Annotated in this window: 22 protein-coding genes; 12 read left to right on the forward strand and 10 right to left on the reverse strand. The window is 71.9% G+C overall.

What is annotated here, in order from left to right; genetic code table 11:
• Positions 1-208: 208 nt before the first annotated feature.
• Complete coding sequence (glgX, locus tag AB0H12_RS04995) at positions 209-2,317, reverse strand: glycogen debranching protein GlgX (protein ID WP_499620942.1); 2,109 nt, start codon at positions 2,315-2,317, stop codon at positions 209-211.
• 175 nt (positions 2,318-2,492) lie between these two features.
• Between glgX and AB0H12_RS05000 the strand changes: the two genes are divergently transcribed.
• Genes AB0H12_RS05000 through AB0H12_RS05015 form a run of 4 tightly spaced genes read left to right on the forward strand, consistent with a single transcriptional unit; the run spans position 2,493 to position 6,182 of the window.
• Positions 2,493-3,269 (forward strand): ABC transporter ATP-binding protein, encoded by a 777-nt coding sequence (locus AB0H12_RS05000; protein ID WP_499621764.1) that lies wholly within the window; start codon positions 2,493-2,495, stop codon positions 3,267-3,269.
• A 39-nt stretch (positions 3,270-3,308) separates the two neighbouring features.
• Entirely contained in the window at positions 3,309-4,088 is a 780-nt protein-coding gene (locus tag AB0H12_RS05005) for an enoyl-CoA hydratase/isomerase family protein (protein ID WP_499620944.1), read from the forward strand.
• A complete protein-coding gene (locus AB0H12_RS05010; protein WP_499620945.1) occupies positions 4,078-5,034 on the forward strand; it encodes a class I SAM-dependent methyltransferase in 957 nt (318 codons plus the stop codon). The genes AB0H12_RS05005 and AB0H12_RS05010 overlap by 11 nt, the downstream gene beginning before the upstream one ends.
• Positions 5,031-6,182 carry a THUMP-like domain-containing protein gene (locus AB0H12_RS05015; RefSeq protein WP_499620947.1) on the forward strand — a complete coding sequence of 384 codons (1,152 nt, stop codon included), beginning with the start codon at positions 5,031-5,033 and terminating at the stop codon, positions 6,180-6,182. Before AB0H12_RS05010 ends, AB0H12_RS05015 begins: the two co-directional genes overlap by 4 nt.
• Here the strand turns inward: AB0H12_RS05015 and AB0H12_RS05020 are convergent.
• The gene (locus AB0H12_RS05020; protein ID WP_499620948.1) at positions 6,156-7,103 is read right to left on the reverse strand and encodes a nucleoside hydrolase; all 948 of its coding nucleotides are present in this window, start codon (positions 7,101-7,103) and stop codon (positions 6,156-6,158) included. The genes AB0H12_RS05015 and AB0H12_RS05020 overlap by 27 nt on opposite strands.
• Positions 7,104-7,121: 18 nt before the next feature.
• Between AB0H12_RS05020 and AB0H12_RS05025 the strand changes: the two genes are divergently transcribed.
• The 3 genes from AB0H12_RS05025 to AB0H12_RS05035 all read left to right on the forward strand — a co-directional run bounded on the left by AB0H12_RS05025 (position 7,122) and on the right by AB0H12_RS05035 (position 9,398).
• Entirely contained in the window at positions 7,122-7,376 is a 255-nt protein-coding gene (locus AB0H12_RS05025; protein WP_499620949.1) for a hypothetical protein, read from the forward strand.
• A 91-nt stretch (positions 7,377-7,467) separates the two neighbouring features.
• Positions 7,468-8,214, forward strand: coding sequence for an acyltransferase (locus tag AB0H12_RS05030; protein WP_499620950.1), 747 nt, complete (start codon positions 7,468-7,470; stop codon positions 8,212-8,214).
• A gap of 86 nt (positions 8,215-8,300) precedes the next feature.
• Positions 8,301-9,398: an IS630 family transposase gene (locus tag AB0H12_RS05035; RefSeq protein WP_499620951.1), complete on the forward strand. Its 1,098-nt coding sequence runs from the start codon at positions 8,301-8,303 to the stop codon at positions 9,396-9,398.
• A gap of 113 nt (positions 9,399-9,511) precedes the next feature.
• Here the strand turns inward: AB0H12_RS05035 and AB0H12_RS05040 are convergent, their stop codons facing one another.
• Together AB0H12_RS05040 and AB0H12_RS05045 are read right to left on the reverse strand one after the other, a co-directional pair.
• Positions 9,512-10,144 (reverse strand): hypothetical protein, encoded by a 633-nt coding sequence (locus tag AB0H12_RS05040; protein ID WP_499620953.1) that lies wholly within the window; start codon positions 10,142-10,144, stop codon positions 9,512-9,514.
• A 189-nt stretch (positions 10,145-10,333) separates the two neighbouring features.
• Positions 10,334-10,741, reverse strand: coding sequence for a winged helix-turn-helix transcriptional regulator (locus tag AB0H12_RS05045; protein ID WP_499620955.1), 408 nt, complete (start codon positions 10,739-10,741; stop codon positions 10,334-10,336).
• Positions 10,742-10,807: 66 nt separating this feature from the next.
• Here AB0H12_RS05045 and AB0H12_RS05050 point away from each other — a divergent pair, with 66 nt between their 5' ends.
• Positions 10,808-11,755 (forward strand): NADP-dependent oxidoreductase, encoded by a 948-nt coding sequence (locus AB0H12_RS05050; protein ID WP_499620956.1) that lies wholly within the window; start codon positions 10,808-10,810, stop codon positions 11,753-11,755.
• Here AB0H12_RS05050 and AB0H12_RS05055 read toward each other — a convergent pair.
• Positions 11,736-12,026 carry a TetR-like C-terminal domain-containing protein gene (locus AB0H12_RS05055; protein ID WP_499621766.1) on the reverse strand — a complete coding sequence of 97 codons (291 nt, stop codon included), beginning with the start codon at positions 12,024-12,026 and terminating at the stop codon, positions 11,736-11,738. The genes AB0H12_RS05050 and AB0H12_RS05055 overlap by 20 nt on opposite strands.
• Positions 12,027-12,220: 194 nt before the next feature.
• A complete protein-coding gene (locus AB0H12_RS05060) occupies positions 12,221-13,471 on the reverse strand; it encodes a glycosyltransferase family 4 protein (RefSeq protein WP_499620957.1) in 1,251 nt (416 codons plus the stop codon).
• A 64-nt stretch (positions 13,472-13,535) separates the two neighbouring features.
• On the opposite strand from AB0H12_RS05060, the gene AB0H12_RS05065 reads away from it, so the two are divergent.
• Complete coding sequence (locus tag AB0H12_RS05065) at positions 13,536-13,766, forward strand: hypothetical protein (RefSeq protein WP_499620958.1); 231 nt, start codon at positions 13,536-13,538, stop codon at positions 13,764-13,766.
• Here the strand turns inward: AB0H12_RS05065 and AB0H12_RS05070 are convergent.
• Both AB0H12_RS05070 and AB0H12_RS05075 read right to left on the reverse strand, forming a co-directional pair.
• Positions 13,759-15,231, reverse strand: a complete 1,473-nt coding sequence (locus AB0H12_RS05070; protein ID WP_499620959.1) for a 1,4-alpha-glucan branching protein domain-containing protein — start codon at positions 15,229-15,231, stop codon at positions 13,759-13,761. The genes AB0H12_RS05065 and AB0H12_RS05070 overlap by 8 nt on opposite strands.
• Positions 15,228-15,974, reverse strand: coding sequence for a class I SAM-dependent methyltransferase (locus AB0H12_RS05075; RefSeq protein WP_499620960.1), 747 nt, complete (start codon positions 15,972-15,974; stop codon positions 15,228-15,230). The genes AB0H12_RS05070 and AB0H12_RS05075 overlap by 4 nt, the downstream gene beginning before the upstream one ends.
• A gap of 315 nt (positions 15,975-16,289) precedes the next feature.
• Between AB0H12_RS05075 and AB0H12_RS05080 the strand changes: the two genes are divergently transcribed.
• Together AB0H12_RS05080 and AB0H12_RS05085 are read left to right on the forward strand one after the other, a co-directional pair.
• Positions 16,290-17,429 (forward strand): hypothetical protein, encoded by a 1,140-nt coding sequence (locus AB0H12_RS05080; RefSeq protein ID WP_499620961.1) that lies wholly within the window; start codon positions 16,290-16,292, stop codon positions 17,427-17,429.
• Positions 17,430-17,472: 43 nt separating this feature from the next.
• Positions 17,473-18,015, forward strand: coding sequence for a hypothetical protein (locus AB0H12_RS05085; protein WP_499620962.1), 543 nt, complete (start codon positions 17,473-17,475; stop codon positions 18,013-18,015).
• A 25-nt stretch (positions 18,016-18,040) separates the two neighbouring features.
• Here AB0H12_RS05085 and AB0H12_RS05090 read toward each other — a convergent pair whose 3' ends face one another.
• Together AB0H12_RS05090 and AB0H12_RS05095 are read right to left on the reverse strand one after the other, a co-directional pair.
• Positions 18,041-18,184, reverse strand: coding sequence for a hypothetical protein (locus tag AB0H12_RS05090; protein ID WP_499620964.1), 144 nt, complete (start codon positions 18,182-18,184; stop codon positions 18,041-18,043).
• 58 nt (positions 18,185-18,242) lie between these two features.
• Positions 18,243-19,085: a DegV family protein gene (locus AB0H12_RS05095; protein WP_499620966.1), complete on the reverse strand. Its 843-nt coding sequence runs from the start codon at positions 19,083-19,085 to the stop codon at positions 18,243-18,245.
• Positions 19,086-19,364: 279 nt separating this feature from the next.
• Here AB0H12_RS05095 and AB0H12_RS05100 point away from each other — a divergent pair, with 279 nt between their 5' ends.
• Positions 19,365-20,147, forward strand: coding sequence for an electron transfer flavoprotein subunit beta/FixA family protein (locus AB0H12_RS05100; protein WP_499620967.1), 783 nt, complete (start codon positions 19,365-19,367; stop codon positions 20,145-20,147).
• The last annotated feature ends 11 nt before the right edge of the window (positions 20,148-20,158 follow it).

A 20,158-nucleotide genomic window follows, 5' to 3' on the forward strand; every position in this document is an offset into this window, starting at 1 on the left:
CGCGGCGTCAACCCATCGGGCCGGACCGGCCGCGTCGCGTCCCGCTACACCCGCACGACGCCACCAGCAGGAGGTCGATCGTGCGGTCGCACCAGGTCAGCAACGGACGGGCCACGCCGGCATCGTGCCACGGAACCGCGCACCGCGCGCACGGCTCCCACCAGGCAGGATCACGTCGGTGACGGAGGCAGTCGGTCACCGACACAACTCAGTTCGGCACCCTCAGCAGCAACAGGGAGCGGCCCTCCAGCACGACGGTCGCGCCGGCCGCCAGGCTCTCCTCGACCGCGGGTGAGCCGTCGGGGGTGGTGGAGTCGATCGTCGGCTCGTACCGCCCGCCGTACTCGGGCCCCGGCAGGGTGACCTCGATCGGGTCCGCGCCCGCGTGCACGAGCAGCAGCCACGAGTCGTCCGACACCAGTTCGCCGTCACGCGAGCGGGACAGGCTGTTGGACCCGTCGATCCACATGCCGAGGAACCGGCGGCCGTCGTCGAACCAGTCGGTCTCGGCCATCTCCTCGCCGTCCGGCCGGAACCACACCAGGTCGGGCGCCCCGGACGCCGTGGTCCGGCCGTCGAAGAACTGCGGCTGCCGCAACGCGGGCGACGCGCGGCGCACCGCGATCATCCGGCGCGCGAACGCCAGCATCGCCTCGCCCTCGCCGCCGAGCTTCCAGTCCACCCACGACGTCTCGTCGTCCAGGCAGTACGCGTTGTTGTTGCCGCCCTGCGTGCGCCACTGCTCGTCACCGGCGGTGAGCATCGGCGTGCCGGTGGACAGCATCAGCGTGGCGAACAGGTTCCGCGCCTGCCGGGCGCGCAGGGCCAGCACCTCGGGGTCGTCCGTCTCGCCCTCGACGCCGCAGTTCCACGACCGGTTGTCGTTGGTGCCGTCGCGGTTGTCCTCGCCGTTGGCCAGGTTGTGCTTCTCGTTGTACGACACGAGGTCGCGCAGCGTGAACCCGTCGTGCGCGGTGATGAAGTTGATCGACTGCCACGGTCGCCGCAGGTCGTCGGCGTACAGGTCGGACGAGCCCGACAGCCGGTAGGCCAGGTCGCGCACGCTGGTCATGCCGCGCCAGAAGTCGCGCACGGTGTCGCGGTACCGGCCGTTCCACTCGGCCCACTGCACGCCGAAGTCGCCGACCCGGTAGCCGTCGCCGGTGGCGTCCCACGGCTCGGCGATCAGCTTGCACCGCGACAGCACCGGGTCCTGCGTGATCGCGGTGAGCATCGCCGACGCCCGGTCGAACCGGCCGCCGCCGGGCCTGCCCAGCGTGGACGCCAGGTCGAACCTGAACCCGTCCACGCCCATCTCGGTGGCCCAGTACCGCAGCGAGTCCGTCACCAGCCGCACGAACTGCGGCGACCCGGCCTCGGTGGTGTTGCCGCAGCCGGTGATGTCGAGCGTGCCGCCGCCGTCGATGTGCAGGTAGTAGCCGGGCGCGTCGAAGCCCCGGTAGGACAGCGTCGGACCCTCCGGACCGCCCTCGCACGTGTGGTTGAACACCACGTCGATGATCACTTCGATCTCCGCGTTGTGCAGCGCGGCGACCATCGTGCGGAACTCCTCCACCTCACGCCCCGGCTCGCTGGCGTAGGCGGGGTGCGGCGCGAAGTAGCTCAGCGGCGAGTAGCCCCAGTAGTTGTGCCTGCCGTCGCGGATCAACGACGGCTCGTCGACGAACGCGTGCACCGGCAGCAGCTCGACCGATGTCACGCCGAGCCGCGTGAGGTGCTCCAGCACGGCCGGGTGCGCCAGCCCCAGGTACGTGCCGCGCTGGTGCTCGGGCACGGCCGGGTGCTGCTTGGTGAACCCGCGCACGTGCAGCTCGTAGAACACCGCCTCCTCGAACGGCACCTCGGGCTTCACGCCCGTGTCCGGCCCGCCGGGCGAGGTGACCACGGACAGCGGCACGCTGCCCAGCGAGTCGACCGGCGACGGTCCGCCGAGCATCGGGTCGTCCACGTAGCCCAGTGCCGCGTCGAGGTCGGACAACGTCCCAGTGATCCGCGTCGCATACGGGTCGACCAACAGCTTCGCCGGGTTGCACCGCAGGCCACGTGACGGGTCGTACGGCCCGTGCACGCGGTAGCCGTAGCGCTGACCGGGCGTGACGCCGGAGATCAGCCCGTGCCAGACGCCGAACGTGCGCTCGGTGAGCTCGACCCGCTCCTCGGTGCCGTCTTCGCTGATCAGGCACACTTCCACGGCGTGGGCGGGCGGCGCCGAGACCGCGAAGCGCACACCTCCGGCCTCGGGGTGCGCCCCGAGGGGGAACGGTCGGCCCGCGAGCAGGATCGAGTCGGCAGCCATGAGCCCGATCTTTCCAGCACACACGCTCGGTGTGGGCATGAGCGCGATGAGGTTCACCGACCCGCCCATACCTCCCCCCACCGGACCACCGGCGGAACGGGGTGCAGAACAATGGCGGCGGCGGCGCATCGACGGGGCGAGGGCAGGCGTGGAAAACGAAGATCTGGTCATCCACATGCAGGGTGTTTCGGTTCGACGTGGCAAGACCACGCTGGTCGGGGACGTCGACTGGAGCGTGGAGCTGGACGAGCGCTGGGTCGTGCTCGGGCCGAACGGCGCCGGCAAGACGACGCTGCTCCGGCTGGCCGGCGCGGAGCTGCACCCGACCAAGGGCAAGGTGCACCTGCTCGGCGAGCGGATCGGCCGGACCGACGTGGCCGAGCTGCGGCCCCGGATCGGGCTGTCCTCCTCGGCGTTGAACGGGCGCATCCCGGCCGACGAGAAGGTGGTCGACCTGGTGGTCAGCGCCGGGTACGCGGTGCTGGGGCGCTGGCGCGAGGAGTACGACCGGCTCGACACCGGCCGCGCCAGGGAGCTGCTGGCCACGATGGGCATCGAGCACCTGGCCGACCGCACCTACGGCACGTTGTCCGAGGGCGAGCGCAAGCGCACGCTGATCTCGCGCGCGTTGATGACCGACCCGGAGATGCTGCTCCTGGACGAGCCCGCGGCGGGTCTGGACCTGGGCGGGCGCGAGGACCTGGTCGCCCGGTTGTCCGAGCTGGCGATGGACCCGGACGCGCCGGCGACGGTGCTGGTCACGCACCACGTGGAGGAGATCCCGCCCGGCTTCACGCACGCGCTGCTGCTGCGCGACGGCGGCATCGTGGCGCAGGGCCTGCTGGCCGACGTGCTGACCGAGGAGAACCTCTCGAAGACGTTCGACCAGCCGCTGGAGCTCCAACGGTCGGGTGACAGGTACTTCGCCCGCCGCAAAACTACCGAGGGGTAACCTGCGAGGCGCACCGACGTCAGGGTCGAGGAGGACCGCGTGGCTGAGTTCGTGAGGCTCGAAGTCGAGGACGGGATCGGCACCATCCGGCTGGACCGCCCGCCGATGAACGCGCTCAACCGGCAGGTCCAGGAAGAGATCCGGTCCGCCGCGCTGGAGGCGACCGACCGGGCCGACGTCTACTCGGTGATCGTGTACGGCGGCCCCAAGGTGTTCGCGGCGGGCGCGGACATCAAGGAGATGGCCGAGCTGTCCTACGCCGAGATGGCGGCCCGCGCGGGCGCGTTCACGTCCGCGTTGCGCGCGGTGGAGGAGATCCCGAAGCCGACCGCGGCCGCCATCACCGGCTACGCCCTCGGCGGCGGCTTCGAGCTGGCGCTGTGCGCGGACCGGCGGATCGCGGGCGACAACGCCAAGGTCGGCCAGCCGGAGATCCTGCTCGGCGTCATCCCCGGCATGGGCGGCACGCAGCGCCTGCCGCGGCTGATCGGGCCGTCGCGCGCCAAGGACCTGATCTACACCGGCCGGTTCGTGGGCGCCGAGGAGGCGTTGCGCATCGGCATGGTGGACGAGGTCGTGGCCCCCGACGACGTCTACGGGGCGGCGAGGCGGTGGGCCGGCCAGTTCGTGAACGGCCCGGTGCGCGCGTACGCCGCCGCGAAGGCCGCGATCGACGGCGGGCTGGACACCGACCTCGGCAGCGGGCTGAAGCTGGAGAGCCAGCTGTTCGCGGCGATGTTCGCCACCGAGGACCAGAAGACCGGCATGGCGTCGTTCATCGAGAACGGCCCGGGGAAGGCGAAGTTCAGTGGCCGTTGATCCCAAGCCCAACCCGCACGCCACCGCCGAGGAGATCGAGGCGGCGTACTCCGACCCCAAGCTCGCCAACGTGCTCTACCACGACTGGGAAGCGGGCACGTACGACGAGAAGTGGTCGATCTCGTACGACGAGCGCTGCATCACCTACGCCACGGACCGGTTCCGCGCGGTCGCGGGCGACACCGGGCCGTACGAGCACGCGCTGGAGCTGGGCTGCGGCACCGGGTTCTTCCTGCTGAACCTGATGCAGGGGGGTGTGATCAAGCGCGGCTCGGTGACCGACCTGTCGCCGGGCATGGTCGAGGTCGCGCTCCGCAACGCCGGGCAGCTGGGCCTGCCGGTCGACGGCCGGGTGGCCGACGCCGAGCGCATCCCGTACGACGACGACACGTTCGACCTCGTGGTGGGGCACGCCGTGCTGCACCACATCCCGGACGTGCCCGCCGCGATGCGCGAGGTGCTGCGGGTGCTCAAGCCGGGCGGCAGGTTCGTGTTCGCGGGCGACCCGACGAACGTGGGCAACCTCTACGCCCGCAAGCTCGGCCAGCTGACGTGGTGGCTGACCACGAACGTGACCAAGCTGGCCCCGCTCAACGACTGGCGCCGGCCGCAGGAGGAGCTGGACGAGTCCTCGCGGGCGGCGGCGCTGGAGGCCGTGGTCGACCTGCACACGTTCGACCCGTCCGACCTGGAGCGGACCGCTCGCGGCGCGGGCGCGGTCGGGGTGCGCGCGGTGACCGAGGAGCTGTCGGCGGCGTTGTTCGGCTGGCCGGTGCGCACGTTCGAGGCCGCCGTGCCGCGCGAGAAGCTGGGCTTCGGCTGGGCGATGTTCGCCTACAAGACCTGGCAGCGGCTGTCCTGGGTGGACGAGAACGTGCTGGCCAAGGTGCTGCCGCGCGAGGTGTTCTACAACGTCTCAGTGACGGGTCGCAAGCCGGTCCGGTGAGCTACGCCTTCAGCCTCGACGACGTGGCGTACCTGCGTTCGGACGCCGGGTGCGCCGCGTTGTCGGCGCTGGCCGACCTGCCGCTGACGCCCGCGTCGCGGCTGGCGGACGTGAACCGGGCCAGGCAGGTCTCGCCGACGCGCTTCGCGGCGGTGCTGGAGACGGTGCTGCTGCGGCGCAAGGCGGTCGGCAAGGTCGGTTTCGCCGACGGGCTGTTCACCTCCGACGCGTTGCAGCAGGCCACCGCCCACCCGGTGGCGGCGCACCGGGCACGCCGGTTCCGCGGTCCCGCGCACGACGTGACCTGCTCGATCGGGGCGGACCTCGCGGCGCTGCCCGAGGGTTCGATCGGGTCGGACCTGGACCCGGTGCGGCTGGCGATGGCGCGGCACAACCTGGGTGACGCGGTGCCGCTCGTGCGGGCGGACGCCCTGCGGCCGGTGTCGCGTGGCACGGCGGTGCTCGCCGACCCCGCGCGGCGCGACGCGAGCGGGCGGCGCACGTGGCGACCCTCGGACTTCGCGCCGCCGTTGGACGAGCTGGCCGACGCCTACGCGGACCGCGACCTGGCGGTGAAGTGCGCGCCGGGCGTGGACTTCGCGGTCGCGCCGTGGGCGGACGAGGTCGAGCTGGTGTCGTTGGACGGGCAGGTGCGCGAGGCGTGCCTGTGGACGCGCGGCCTGGCCACACCCGGCGTGTCGCGGCGGGCGACCGTGCTGCGGTCGGACGGTCCCGAGTGGACGATCACCTCCGCCGACCCCGACGACTGCGGTGTGCGCGAGCCGGACGAGTGGCTGGTCGACCCGGACGGCGCGGTGGTGCGGGCCGGGCTGGTGCGGCACTACGCGGCCCGGCACGGGTTGGCGCAGCTGGACGAGCGGATCGCCTACCTGACCGGGCCGGTGCCGCCGCCGGGCGTGCGGGCGTTCCGGGTGGTGGAGCACGGGCACTACAGCGAGAAGGCGTTGCGGTCCGTGCTGCGGGCGCACGACGTGGGCCGGCTGGAGATCCTGGTGCGCGGGCTGGACGTGGACCCGAACGCGTTGCGGCCGAGGCTGAAGCTGTCCGGGTCGGGTGAGGCGACCGTGGCGCTGACCCGCGTCGGCCGCCGTCCCGTCTACCTACTCGCGCACGCCGAGCGCACCTAGCCTCTCGAAGAGGAACGCGCGCAGGCCGTCGAGGTCGGCGTCCAGGGTGATGTCGAGCGTCTTGGGCGCCTCCACCTCCAGCCGCTGGTCCACCACGAGCGCGCCCCGGTTCGGGCCGTACGAGCAGTCGACGTCCACCGGGAACGGCGTGCCGCTCAGGATGCCCGGCCGGACCGCCTCGGCCACCGCGACCGCGTCGTGCACCGCCATGCCGTCCCAGCCGAGGAACCGCCGGTAGGTCTCCAGGTAGGCGGGGGTGAGGCCGACCAGCGTGGCGGCCACCCGGGACGTCTTGGCCAGCGCGTCCAGCCACTCGGCGCTGACCGCGCAGCGGCGGGTCAGGTCCATCGGCACGAGCGTCGTGGGCACGTCCTCCTCGACCAGCACGCGGCGGGCGGCCTCGGGGTCGCTCCAGACGTTGAACTCGGCCGTGGCGGTGACGTTGCCGCCGTTCACCCCGCCGCCCATCACGACGAGCCTGCCGATCTTCGGCTTGAGGCCGGGGTGTGCCGCCAGCAGCAGCGCGATGTTGGTGAGCGGGCCGATGGGGACGATCGTGACGGGTCGGTCGGCCCGCTCGAGCAGTTCGCGCAGGAGCGTGACGGCGTCGCGCGCGTCCGGGCCGCGGGTGGCTTCCGGGAGCGTGTCGGCGTACCCGGAGAGACCGTCCGCGCCGTGCGCGCTGGACAGGTGCGGGTGGGGGTGGATGAGCGGCCGGGACGCGCCCACGCCCACCGGCACGTCGTCGCGGCCCAGGAGCGCCAGCAGTCGCAGGGCGTTGCGCGTGGTGTTCTCCAGCGACACGTTGCCGAAGACGGTGGTCACCCCGATCAGGTCGACCTCGGGGCTGGCGGCGGCGAGGGCGAGGGCGAACGCGTCGTCCACGCCGGGGTCGGTGTCGATGATCAAAGGAGTGGTCACGGGCACCATCCTGGTCTGGTGGTGACGGTGTTCTCCCTCCAGGTCGATGACTGGGCGTCGGTGGACGAGCAGCGGTGGCGGCAGCGGCTGCACGGGTGGCTGAACCTGGTCGCCTCGCTCGACGGCGAGCACGTGGGCATGGCGAGCGGCAAGGTCGGCGACCCGTGCAACCGGCATCGCTGTGGGTGGCGCCGCCCGCCCGCGGCCACGGCGTCGGTGACGCCTTGGTGGACGGCGTGGTCGCGCGGGCCGCACCACGTCCGGTCGTGTTGAGCGTGTCGGCGGGCAACGAGCACGCGGCGGGCTCTACCTGCGGTACGGGTTCGTCCGGGTCGGTCCCGGCAAGCTCGTTAGAGTGCCCTCCGTGACGAGCATGTGGGGTGCCCCGGTGTGGACGAGGTGGCGTCGGTCGCGCCGCGATCCGGCGCAGGCCAGGTTCCTCACCGTGGCGTCGCTGCGCTGGGTCCTGCGGCACAGGGCGTACACGCCCTGGTACCTGGTGCGGTACTGGCGGCTGCTGAAGTTCCGGATCGCGAACCCGCACGTGGTGCTGCGCGGCATGGTGTTCCTGGGCAAGAAGGTCGACCTGCACTGCCGCCCCGGCTACGGCAGGCTGGAGATCGGGCGCTGGGTGCACATCGGCGACGGCAACGCCATCCGCTGCCACGAGGGTTCGCTGCGGATCGGCGACAAGGCCGTGTTCGGCAAGGACAACACGGTCAACTGCTACCTGGACGTGGAGATCGGCGCGGCCACGTTGATCGCCGACTGGGTGTACATCTGCGACTTCGACCACGTCACGGCGGACATCACGCTGCCGATCAAGGACCAGGGCATCGTGAAGTCGCCGGTGCGCATCGGGCCGGACTGCTGGCTCGGCACGAAGGTCACCGTCACCCGCGGCACGCGGATCGGGCGCGGCTGCGTGATCGGCGCGCACGCCGTGGTGCGCGGCGACGTGCCGGACTTCAAGATCGCCGTGGGCATCCCCGCGAAGGTCGTCAAGGACCGCCGCGCGGACTACGAGGCCGACGCCGTGCGCCGCGCGGCCGTCGCCGACATGGCGCGCAAGGCGCAGGAAGCCCTCGAACAGTCGCGCAACGGGTCCTAGTGCTGCATCTCGGAACGTTGACCCGGTAATCGCCCCGGTGGGCTGACCGTCCAGGCTGGTCCTCCCATGTCGATTGGGAGGTGGTCGTGGGTCGTCGTCCGGAGGTGTTCGTCCGGCCGTTGTCCATGGAGGAGGGCCGGAAGTTGGCCCGGGTCGGTCGGACCGCGAAGGACCCGGTGCGGTTGCGTCGGGCGATCGTGGTGTTGATGTCGGCCCAGGGGCAGGCGGTCCCGGACATCACGTCGTTGATGCAGGTCAGCGCCGACTATGTGCGTGATGTGATCCATGCGTTCAACGAGCGGGGGTTCGCGGCGCTGGACCCAAAATGGAGCGGGGGACGTCCCAGGACGATCGGTGAGGCGGTCCGTGAGCGGATCTGCCTGATCGCCCGGACGTCCCCCGCCTCCTGGGGCATCACGGCGTTCTCGACCTGGTCGCTCGCGAAGCTGCGCGACCACCTGCTCGACCGCGGCACCGTCGCGACGATCAGCCGGGAGACCCTGCGTCGCATCCTGCACGCGGGCGGCGTGTCCTGGCAGAGCACCTCCACCTGGAAGACGTCCACCGACCCGGACTTCATGGTGAAAACGCACCGGATCCCGGACCTCTACGACCATCCGCCGGAGCAGGGGCGGGTGATCTGCGTCGACGAGTTCGGGCCGCTCAACCTCCAGCCACGCAAGGGCAAGGCATGGCGGCCGACCGGGGCGCCGCGCCGATTACGGGCCACCTACAACCGCCACCACGGCGTGATGCACATGCTCGCCGCCCTGGATCCGACCACCGGGAAGATCCACTACCGCATCCGCCGTCGCAAGCGGCACGGGGAGCTTCTGGAGCTGCTCAGAAGCCTGCGGACACGGTGGCCGGACCAACGACTCCACCTGGTCATGGACAACTTCTCGCCCCACCGCCACCCCGATGTCCACGCCTGGGCCGCCGCCAACGACGTCGAATTGGTGTTCCTGCCGACCTACTCCAGCCGGCTGAACCGGATCGAGGCCGAGTTCACCGCCCTGCGCTACTTCACCCTCAACGGCACCGACCACCGCAGCCACGCCGAGCAGAACGCCACGATCGCCGCCTACATCCGCCGGCGCAACGCCCGAGCCAGACCCAAGACCGGCTTCGCCACCGATTCACCCATCCGCACCTGGACCGATTACCTGATCAAGGTTGCGTGACGCAGCACTGGCCGGGTCTTTCAGCTCAGGCTGAGGCGCGTTGACGGAGGTTTCTGCGAGGGCTTCCCATCCCGCAGAGCCCAACCGTGGGGCGGACCCGGTCGGCGCGGTGCTCATGGCTCATCCGTGCCGAGCGGTGCGTGGTCCCCCAACCCTTCCCGGTTCGACCAGGACAGGAAATCCGACCAGAACGCTGCTGTGGCGGCAACGACGTGCCGCTCCTCGTCGGCTCTGCCCTGCGGGCCGCCGAACTCCTGGTGCACGTAGTCGATGAGGTCGTACCCGTAGGGGATGATGTCGGCGCCGCGGATCGACAACACCGGGTGAGCGAATGTCGCCTGGCCCGCGGGCAGGTAGCGATGGGAGTAGACCGGAACCAGCTGCGGCACTGACGCCAAGTGCGCCCTCGCGCCGGCTACGGCGTCGGTCTGCCGGGCAGGGCGCGTGCCCCAGCTCGGATGCCAGAAGTCCGCCTCCGCCACCGCGAATACCACGTCCTCGACCGGTCTGTCGAGCCAGGAACGAAGCTGTGCGGCGTTGCCGTGGCGCCAGTCGGGCCATGCCCCTCCCGTGGGCAGCCCCGCCGCGAGAAAAGCGCGGTGGTCGTCGGCGAACGCGAACCCGAACCGCGCTTCGATACCGGTCAACTCCTGCTCCGTCAACCCTGGGCGGATCTCGGCGCGTCCGAGCCGGGCCAGCAGGCGTGCGGCCTTGGCGCCGAGACTCACCCCGAACGGATTGATCATTTGTGCAGGTTACAGCCCCATGGCGTGCAATCAGGGCGCAAGAGCTGCGAGTTCGTCGACGCGCAGAAGATGTACGACGCGCATCGGAGCGATCGTCAGCACCGCACTCGCCCCGCTCGACATGGGAGGACCAGCCTGGACCGTCAGCAGACCGAGCCGATTACCGGGTCAACGTTCCGAGATGCGGCACTAGACGGGCTGGAGCGGCTCGCCCGCCTTGCGGTCGTACTCCTCCTGCGCGGCGCGGATGTCGTCGATGTGGGTCTCCGACCACACCCTGATCGCGTCCATCAAGCCGCCCACGTTGTCACCCAGCGGCGTGAGGCTGTACTCGACGCGCGGCGGCACGCTCGGGTAGACGGCGCGGTGCACGAGCCCCGCCCGTTCCAGGTCCCGCAGGGTCTGCGTGAGCATCTTCTGGGTGACGCCGTCGAGGCGTCGCCGCAGCTCGCCGAAGCGCAAGGTGCCCGGCCGCAGGGCCCCGACCACCAGGCACACCCACTTGTTCGTCAGCAGGTCGAGCACCGCGCGTGACGCGCAGGTGCGGAGGTAGGCGTCCGCGCCGCCGTGAGTGCGCAGGTCAGGAGTGGTATACACGAGGTACCTAATTACCATTCAAGTGCCTACTTCACAAGGGGTACCGCCGAAGATGATCCTTTGACCATGACGAACGAGATGCGAGCGGTTGTGGTCGAGGCCTTCGGCGGGCCCGAGGTCATGGAGGTGCGGACGGTCGCGCGACCGGAGCCGGCGCGGGACGAGATCGTGGTCGAGGTGCGGGCGGCGGGCGTGAACCCGTTCGACTGGCACGTGCGGCGCAACGGCTACTGGTTCACCACGCCGTGGGTGCCCGGATGGGACGTCTCCGGCGTCGTGGTGGGCGTGCCGGCGGGGGAGAACCGGTTCCGGGTCGGCGACGAGGTGTTCGGCATGCCACACCTGCCGCGCGCGGCCGGCGCGTACGCCGAGTACGTCGCCGCGCCCGCCCGCCACTTCGCCCGCAAGCCCGCCAACCTCGACCACGTGCACGCGGCGGCCCTGCCGCTGGGCGCGCTCACCGCGTGGCAGGCCCTCACCGAGGCCGCCGACGTCAAGCCGGGCGACCGGGTGCTGGTCCACGCCGCCGCGGGCGGTGTCGGGCACCTCGCCGTGCAGCTCGCGAAGTCGCTCGGGGCGTGGGTGATCGGCACCGCGAGCGCCGGCAAGCACGACCTGCTGCGCGAGCTGGGCGTCGACGAGCCGGTGGACTACACGACCCGGGACTTCGGCGAGCTCCGGGACGTCGACGTGGTGCTCGACCTGATCGGCGGCGACTACGAGCGGCGGTCGATGGGTGTGCTCAAGCCCGGCGGGCGGTACGTCGGCCTGCCGGACCCGACCCGGTTGCCCGACCTCCGCGTCATGGCGGACGCGCTGGGCGTGCGCGCGGAGGTCGTGTCCGTGGTGCCGGACCACGCCGTGCTGGAGCACGTGGCCGGCCTGGTGGAGCGCGGTGAGCTGAAGGTGGTCGTCGCCGAGACGTTCCCGCTGGAGGACGTCGTCAAGGCGCACGAGGTCGGCGAGGCGAACCGGACCACCGGCAAGCTCGTGCTCACCGTCCCAGGCCGTTGACGACCAGGTCGACCGTGCCGACGAGGAAGTCGTCGGCGACCGGACGGCCGGTCACCAGCAGGTGGAAGTAGGGCGGCCCGAGCACCGCCTCGATCACCCGCTCGGCGTCGACGGGCGCGATCTCGCCGCGTGCGACGGCGCGGTGGACCACCTCCGCGTCCACGGCCAGGCGCTCGGCCCAGAACGCACGGCCGGCGGCGGCCGGGGCGTCGTCGTGCGGCGAGAGCGCGACGGACGCCCGGACCATGGCCTGCACCTCCGCCGTGGTCAGGTTCGCAGCTGATCCGGGCTCTCGACGAGGATGTCCGCACCGGCGTCCTCACCGTGCTGGACGAGCTGATCCGATCGGTGCACGAGCGGGGCCGTCTCCAGGACTCCGTCCTGGACTACCTGTCGGCGCACCAGGCCGGACGAGCCTTCGCGGACCTCCCCGCGGCTCCTCGCACTCCAACGCATGGTGGAGGACTAGAGGAACACGTTGCCGGTCGGGATCTTGGGGCGGCCGAGCGGCGGGTGGTCGCGGACCGCGGCCGAGCGGTAGACCGCCGCGGTGTCCTCGGCGATCTTCGACCAGTCGAAGTCCGTGGCCAGGCGGGACTTCGCGGCGCGGGCCCGGCGGACGGCGGCGGGGCGGTCGTCCAGCACGGACCGGACCGCGCCGGCCAGGGCTTCGGTGTCGCCCGGCGCGAACGACAGACCGGTCACGCCGTCGAGGACGACTTCGCCGAGGCCGCCGGCGGTGGACGCGACGAGGGGCGTGCCGGCCGCCGCCGCTTCCAGCGCCACGATGCCGAACGGCTCGTACTTGCTCGGCAGCACGACCGCGTCCGCCGCCGCCAGCGCCGCCGCCAGCGCCCGGTCCGACAGGTGGCCGACGAAGTCCACCGCCCGTCGCACCTTGTGCTTGCGCGCCTGCTCCACGAGCCAGTCCCGGTGCGTGCCGGTGCCGGCCACGACCAACCGGGTGCCCGGGTGGATCCGGCGGATCCGGGGCAGGGCGGCGATCAGGTCCTGCACGCCCTTCTCCCACTCCAGCCGCCCGAAGAACAGCAGCAGCGGCGCGCCCGACGGGCTGTGCGCGGCACGCGCGGCGGCCACGTCGGACGCCCGGACCCGCCACCGGCGCGGCTCGATGCCGTTGTGCAGCACCGTGACCGACGACGGCTCGACCTCGAACAGGTGTGCCACCTCGGTCCGCATCGCCGACGAGCACGTGATCAGCGCGTCCGCCCGGTTCGCCAGCCACCACTCGACCGAGTGCACCTGCTGGTTCAACGTCTGCGACAGCCACCCGCTGTGCCGACCGGCCTCGGTCGCGTGCACGGTCGCCACCAACGGCGCGCCGCACTCCTCGGCCAGCGCGATCGCGGGGTGCGTGACCAGCCAGTCGTGCGCGTGCACGACGTCCGGCCGCCAACCGCGCAGCAGCGCCAGCCCGGCCCGCGCCATCGCGTGACCCATGGCCAGCGTCCACGCCACCAGGTCCCGCTCGAACACCAGGTGCGTCGGGTCCTCGGCCACCCGGATCAGCCGCACGCCGTCGACCACGGTGTCCGACGTGGGGTGCGTGACCGCGTCGGTCCCCGAGGGCTGCCGGCACAGCACGACCACGTCGTGCCCCCGCGCCGCCAGGTGCCCGGCCAGCGCGTGCACGTGCCGGCCCAAACCTCCGACGACGACCGGCGGGTACTCCCAGGACAACATCAGCACGCGCATGGGCCATCCTCGCATCTCTGCACCGCTACCCTGGGAAGCTCCGGGGAAATCGGGGGGTACGGTCATGCAGCCTTGGGTCTGGGCGGTCCTGTTCTGCGCCGCGATGCCGGCGATCGGGTTCGTGGTCGACCGGAGGGCCCGGGCCAAGCGCGCCGGCCTCGAACGACCCGCCGACACGAAGGGCCGCTCGAAGGCGGACCCGGTCGTGCAGGCGAGGATCGACAACCCCGGTTCGGCCGGCGTCGCGCTCCGCCAGCACGGCAACGACCTGTCGGGCGGCGGGGGCGTCAACTAGCCAGCCCCCGCGCGTCGAGGTGGCCGAACGGACCGTCGACCAGGCGCAGTTCGGCCGCCCGGTCACGCCCGCGTCCCACCCGCCGCAGCGCGACGAGCTCGGCGAACCGGTCCGCGTGCACCTTGGCCCGGTACCGGGCGTAGTCGGCGGCCGAGTCCTTGGTGACCATGAACGCCCAGTCGCTGGACAACGCCAGCAACGCCTCCCGCACGGCCTGGTCGGCGACCGGGTCGCGCACCGCGCCGGACAGGTCGAGGGCGAGCAGCTCCCGCTGCACCTGCGCGTTGCCGTGCACGATGTCGCCGACCTGGGGCCCGTTCCACACCTGCCAGTCCTTGCCCGAGCCCCACGACGACGGCGGCACGTCGACCGGCGCGCCGACGTGCCCGGCCTCGACCGCGCCGCGCAACGTCGTGACCCGCACCCCGGCCTCGGGCAGCTGCCGCAGCACCGCTTCCAACCACGCCGGGCCCTCGTGCCACCAGTGCCCGTACAGCTCGGTGTCGTACGCGGCGACCACCAGGGACGGCTCGCCGTGCTGCTCCTTCAACGCGCGCAGCCGCCGCACCACCGTGTCCACGAAGTCCGCCGCGTGCCGCCGGACGGCCTCCGCCGCCAGGTCCGGGTCGTAGGGCCGCTTGTCGGCCGGCTCGACCTTCTTGCCCGTCACCCGCGACGGCTTGAGCCCGCTGGGGTGGTCGTAGGTGTGGAAGTCCCGGTACGCCGGGTCGCCCGGGTAGCCGACCTTGGGCGACCACACCCGGTACGACACCTCCAGGTCACGACCGAAGGCCACCACGTCCGACGTGCCGACCGGCCGGCCCGCGGCGGTGTCGCCGCGCAGCGACGGGCCGTCCACCAGGAACCGCCGCACGCCCGCCCGCGCGTAGTCGTGCTCCATGCCGGGCGCGTACGCGCATTCCGGCGCCCAGATGCCCTCGGGCGTCGAGCCGATCCGCTGCGCGGTGTCGGCCAACCCGGTCCGCAGCGAGAACGCCCGCAGCCGCGGGTCGAGCAGCGGCTGGAACGGGTGCGCGGCCGGCCCGCCGAGCAGCTCGATCGTGCGCGAGTCCACAAGGGACCGCAGGGTGGGCGAGAAACCGTGCCGCCACCGCGTTTCGAAGCGGTCCAGGGCCCACGCCGACGCGCGGTGCTCGCGTGCCGCCAGGTCCGGCAGCCGGGACGACGCGCTGTGCGCGCGCAGCTGCCAGTCGCCCAGCCAGTCGTGCAGGCCCCGCAGGCTGTACGGGTCGTCGAGCTGCGCGGCCAGGACCGGCGTGACGCCCAGCGTCAGCACGTCCTCGCGGCCCTCGGCGGCGAACCGCTCCAGCAAATCCACCACGGGCAGGTACGAGTGCGCCCACGCCTGGTACAGCCACTCCTCGCCGACCGGCCAGGCGCCGTGGTGCGCCAGCCACGGCAGGTGGCTGTGCAGGACCAGGCAGAACGTCCCCTCGCGCGTCACGGGCGCACCGCCACGGCGACCAGGTCCAGGCTCGCGTCCAGGTCGTCGGTCGTGATCTCGAAGTCCTCGCTCCGCACGGACGCCACGGCGGTCAGCAGGTCGTCGGGCCACGCGCCGCCGTCCACCACCACGGCCACCTGCGCGTCGATGATCGAACCGCCGAACCGCTCGTCCAGCGCGCGCAACGCCGGACCGTGCCGCAGACCGGCCAGCAGCTCGACCCGAAGCCCCGCGCCGACCAGCAGTTCCCGCAGCTCGGCAGGCGCCAGCTCGCGGGTGTGGAAGGGGTTCAGCGGTGTGTCGCGGCCGGGGGAGAAGGTGATCCGGTTCGGCGTCGTGACCAGCAGCCTGCCGCCGGGCCGCAGCACCCGCGCGCACTCGGCCAGGAAGCCCTCCTGGTCCCACAGGTGCTCGATGACCTGGAGGTTCGCCACCACGTCCACGCTCTCGTCGCGCAGGGGCAGCGACGCCAGGTTGCCCCGCAGCACCGCCAGTTCCGGGTACGCCCGGTGCGCGTGCGCCGCGGTCAGCCGGTCGTAGTCGAGCGCGACGACCCGCGCGGCGTGCCCGGCGATCAGCGCGGCGCCGTAGCCCTCGCCGCAGCCCGCCTCCAGCACGACCGTGCCGACGCAGTGCCGGACCAGGTCCAGGTACGCCGCCTCGTGGCGCCTGAACCAGTAGTTCTCCTCGGCGATACCGGGCACGGTGCGCTCACCGGTGAGGGGCAGCGGCTCGACGGTCACCCGGCAAGCGTAGTTGCCCGTTACTCGCGGGTAGGCATCGCCTGTCCGTTAGGGCGTCACTGTTTCGTGTGAACTTTTCGCCGCTCTATGGCGGATTTATGTTGCTGTGCGCATTCACAATACCCCGGTTGATGACCGTTGAATGACTCCATCGGGTGACCTGAATCAAATTACCGGCGATCTTCCCTGATGGTGTTTCGCCTGCAAGAAGGGTGCTTGGAGTGGGTTGCACCAGGGTAGTCGTGGGTGGTCATGTGCCGGTTGGGTGCCTTACGCTCGGTACCCTCGGCCAATCTTCGAACGAGCGGGGCCGCCATGGGTGCGAAAGAGCCGGACATCGTTCCGCTGCACGCGGGTTTCGACGTGGTCTACCGGGGTTTCCACCGCCGACAGGTGATCGAACACCTGGAGAACCTGGACGAGCAGCTCAAGTACACGACCCTCGACCGGGCCGAGGCCCTGGCCCAGGCAGCCGACCTGCGCAAGCTGCTCGAGATGACCCGGAGCGACCTCGACGCGGCCCGTGCCCGCATCGAACGGCTGGAGATGTCGCCCAACACGACCTCCGGCGCGTCCGAGCGCCTGCACCGGATGCTGACGCTCGCCGAGGACGAGGCGAACGACCTGCGGGTGCGCGCCGAGCGCGACACCGCGGCGTTGCGCGAGCGCGCCGAGGCCGAGCTGGCCGACCTGCGGCGCCAGGTCGACGAGGAGTTGGCCGCCCGACGGGCGGAGGTCGAAGCGCACGCGCGCGACCGGCGTGAGGCGGCCGACCTGCGTGCCGCGGACCTGGACCAGCGCGAGGTCGACCTGGAACGTCGTCAGGCCGAGGTCGAGGCGCACCTCAAGGCCCGCACGGAGGAGGTGGAGGCCGAGTGCGCCGCGGCGCTGGCCAAGGCGGAGCAGGACGCGGAGCAGTTGCTGCGGGAGGCCGCCGAGCGGTGCGCGCAGCTGGAGGCCGAGTCCGACGCCAAGCGCGCCAAGGCGCAGAACTTCTTCGAGCTGACCATGAACCGGCGGCGCAACGAGGCCCAGCAGCACTTCGCCGAGCAGGAGGAGCTGGCGAAGGCGCGGGCCGCGTTCCTGATCAAGCTCGCGGCCCGCGAGGCGCACCGGCGGATCGACGAGATCCAGCGGCAGTCCGACGACTTGCGCGAACTGCGCCACCTGGTGGCCGCGCAGCTGGCGTCGGCGCGCGTCGCGCTGGACGAGGCGGCCGACCGCGTGCCCAACCTGATCCCGGAGCAGACGACCGTCGCGCAGGCGAGTGCGGGGGAGGCGGGTGCGGCCCAGGCCGGTCCGGGCGAGGTTGGGCCGGGACCAGCCGGTGACGGGATCGCCGGCGCGGAGCCGGTCGAACCGATCGCCGCCGAGACGATCAGCGCCGAGACGATCAGCGCCGGGAAGCCGAAGGGCGAGCAGGCGGACACCGACGGCCAGCGGGTCGGTGCTTGATGGCGGCAGCGCCGGCGGCCCGCCGGTCGAGTGGGGATGCGTGATGTCCGGGGCGGCGGTCGTGTTCGGGTTGTGCGCCTTGTCGTTCGCGGCGGGCTGCGTGCTGACAGCGGTCATGCTCCGCCGGGAACAACCACCCGAACCGACCCCGCAACCGGCGCCCGCCGTGCCGATGCCCCGGTTCGAACCGCAGTTCCCGCCGGAGGACTACGCGACGAAGCCGATCCACCGCAACCCGGTGGTGGGCATCCCGACCGCACTGCCCGAGCCGGACCGCCCGACCCCGCGCCCGAACCTGGTCGCCGTCCCGGACCCGGTGTCGCACAGCGGGAAACCCGCGCGCCAGGACGAAGTGCGCCGGATGCACGTGGTCCGCGCCGAGCCCGAACCGGCCACAGCTGCGGTCGGGTCGACCGAACCGAGCGCCGGGACCGCCGACCCGGGCAAGACCGCCGAGCCTGCCGACCCGGGCGACACCGGGGAACCGGGCTCCGGGCCCGAGGTCGTCCAAGTGGTGGTGGCGGGGACCGAGCCCGTCGTGGCCCGGCGCGCGTTCGAAGCGGCCCGCCCGGAAGCCAACCGGTAGCGGGCCGCTGAACGTCGAAGCTCGGTCAGCGCTTGCGGAACTTGCGCAACAGTTGCTGGGCCTTGGCCTTGTTGCGGGGGTCGCGCGCCGCGTGCTTGACCTGCTCGGTGACCCGGCGGCCCTGCGGACTGCGGGCGAACGCGGCGAGTTTGCTGAACAGAGATGCCATGTCCACCTCCTTCCCTGTCCGCTCAACGCTCAAACCCCGCACCGAGTTCCCAACCCGGCTAAACCGGCGAAACGGTCACGCCCACCGCGCCCGGCCCGACGTGCGCGCCGATCGCCGAGCTGACCTGGGTCACCAGGAACCGCCGCACGTTCGGCAGCTTGGCGCGCAACTGGTCGAGCACGGTCTGCGCGCGGTCGGCCGCGTCGAAGTGCTCGACCGCGATGTCGACCGCATCCGCGCCCGCCCGCTTGACCGCGATGTCGATCAGCTTGCGGATGGCCCGCTCCGCGCCGAGCACCTTGTCCAGCGGCGTGATCTGCCCGTCGGCGACGGTCAGCAGCGGCTTCATCGACAGCGCCGAGCCGAGCAGCGCGGCGGCCTTGCCGATCCGCCCACCGCGCTGCAAGTACTCCAACGTGTCCACGTAGATCAGCTCGGTGCTGCGCCGGACGCTGTGCTGCGCGGCGGCCAGCACGCGGTTCGCGTCACCGCCGGCGGCGGCCGCGGTGGCGGCGGCGACCACCGCGTACCCGAGGCTCATGCCGCACGTCTGCGTGTCCACCACGTGCACCGGCACTTGCACCTGCGCGGCCGCCTGGCGGGCCGCCTCCACGGTCTTCGACAGACCGGTCGACACGTGCAGCGACACGATCGCCTCGGCGCCGGAGGCCGCCGCGTCGGCGTAGGTCCAGAAGAACGCGCCGGGGTCCGGTGGCGCGGTGGTCACGTCGAGCTGCCCGCGCAGGGCGTCCACGAGCTTCGGCACGGGCACGCGGACCTCGTCGTCCACCCAGTCGCCGATGCGCACCTGGATCTGCGCGACGGTCACGCCGAGCTTCTCGGTCAACTGCGCCGGCAGGCAGGCGGTGGAGTCGGTGACAATCGCTACTCGCCGTGGCATGCGTTCGAACCTAGCCGAGTAGGGGGAGGGTCTGTAACGCCGTCGTACGGACTGGCGACAATGTCCGAATGGCCCGGTGAGCGCCAGTGAGCATCATCACCCGCAGTGGGTGCTTGCTGCCGTTTGCACCTCTGCTACCGGTGGGTAACATCCAGGTGGCAGACACCACCATGCCAATGCGGCGATGACATGGCAGGGTCACGAACAATCCGGCGACCGCAGGCAACTACCGTCGCCCACCCACGTCGCCGCCCGTCCGCAGGAGGTCGAAGAGGACCCATGAACATTGTCGTCCTGGTCAAGCAGGTGCCCGACACCTGGTCCGAGCGCAAGCTCGCCGACGCCGACCACACCCTCGACCGCGAGTCCGCGGACGCCGTGCTCGACGAGATCAACGAGCGCGCCGTGGAAGAGGCGCTGCTGCTCCAGGAGGCGCACGGCGGCGAGGTGACCGTCGTCGCGATGGGTCCCGACCGCGCGACCGACGCGATCCGCAAGGCGCTCTCCATGGGTGCGGACAAGGCCGTGCACGTCTCCGACGAGGCCCTGCACGGTTCCGACGCGCTCACCACCGCCAAGATGCTGGCCAAGGCCATCGGCACGATCGAGGGCTTCGACCTGGTCATCGCGGGCAACGAGGCCACCGACGGCCGCGCGGGCGCGGTGCCCGCCATGCTGGCGGAGCTGCTGGGCGTGCCGCAGGTGACGCAGGTGCGCAAGCTCACCGTCGAAGGCGGCACGGTCAAGGCCGAGCGGGAGACCGACGAGGGCGTCTCGCACCTCGAAGCGAGCCTGCCCGCCGTGGTCAGCGTGAACGAGAAGATCAACGAGCCGCGGTACCCGTCGTTCAAGGGCATCATGGCGGCGAAGAAGAAGCCGGTCAGCAAGCTCACGGTCGCGGACCTGGGGCTGGACGCGGGCGAGGTCGGCCTCGGCGCCGCCTGGTCGCAGGTGCTGGAGTCGGCCCCGAAGCCGCCGCGCGGCGCCGGTCAGCGTGTCGAGGACTCGGGTGACGGCGGTTCGAAGATCGCCGCGTACCTGGTCGACCAGAAGCTCATCTGAAGGCGAGGAAT

The organism is Actinosynnema sp. NPDC023794 (assembly GCF_040639675.1).
Taxonomy (GTDB): Bacteria; Actinomycetota; Actinomycetes; order Mycobacteriales; family Pseudonocardiaceae; genus Actinosynnema; species Actinosynnema luteola.

Bases quoted from the DNA above. Each gene is read 5' to 3' on its own strand.
- AB0H12_RS05085 (WP_499620962.1), top strand. From the start codon at position 17,473: ATGTCCGGGGCGGCGGTCGTGTTCGGGTTGTGCGCCTTGTCGTTCGCG.
- AB0H12_RS05095 (WP_499620966.1), bottom strand. From the start codon at position 19,085: ATGCCACGGCGAGTAGCGATTGTCACCGACTCCACCGCCTGCCTGCCG.
- AB0H12_RS05080 (WP_499620961.1), top strand. From the start codon at position 16,290: ATGGGTGCGAAAGAGCCGGACATCGTTCCGCTGCACGCGGGTTTCGAC.
- AB0H12_RS05000 (WP_499621764.1), top strand. From the start codon at position 2,493: ATGCAGGGTGTTTCGGTTCGACGTGGCAAGACCACGCTGGTCGGGGAC.
- glgX (WP_499620942.1), bottom strand. From the start codon at position 2,317: ATGGCTGCCGACTCGATCCTGCTCGCGGGCCGACCGTTCCCCCTCGGG.
- AB0H12_RS05065 (WP_499620958.1), top strand. From the start codon at position 13,536: ATGCAGCCTTGGGTCTGGGCGGTCCTGTTCTGCGCCGCGATGCCGGCG.
- AB0H12_RS05090 (WP_499620964.1), bottom strand. From the start codon at position 18,184: ATGGCATCTCTGTTCAGCAAACTCGCCGCGTTCGCCCGCAGTCCGCAG.
- AB0H12_RS05050 (WP_499620956.1), top strand. From the start codon at position 10,808: ATGACGAACGAGATGCGAGCGGTTGTGGTCGAGGCCTTCGGCGGGCCC.
- AB0H12_RS05040 (WP_499620953.1), bottom strand. From the start codon at position 10,144: ATGATCAATCCGTTCGGGGTGAGTCTCGGCGCCAAGGCCGCACGCCTG.
- AB0H12_RS05100 (WP_499620967.1), top strand. From the start codon at position 19,365: ATGAACATTGTCGTCCTGGTCAAGCAGGTGCCCGACACCTGGTCCGAG.
- AB0H12_RS05060 (WP_499620957.1), bottom strand. From the start codon at position 13,471: ATGCGCGTGCTGATGTTGTCCTGGGAGTACCCGCCGGTCGTCGTCGGA.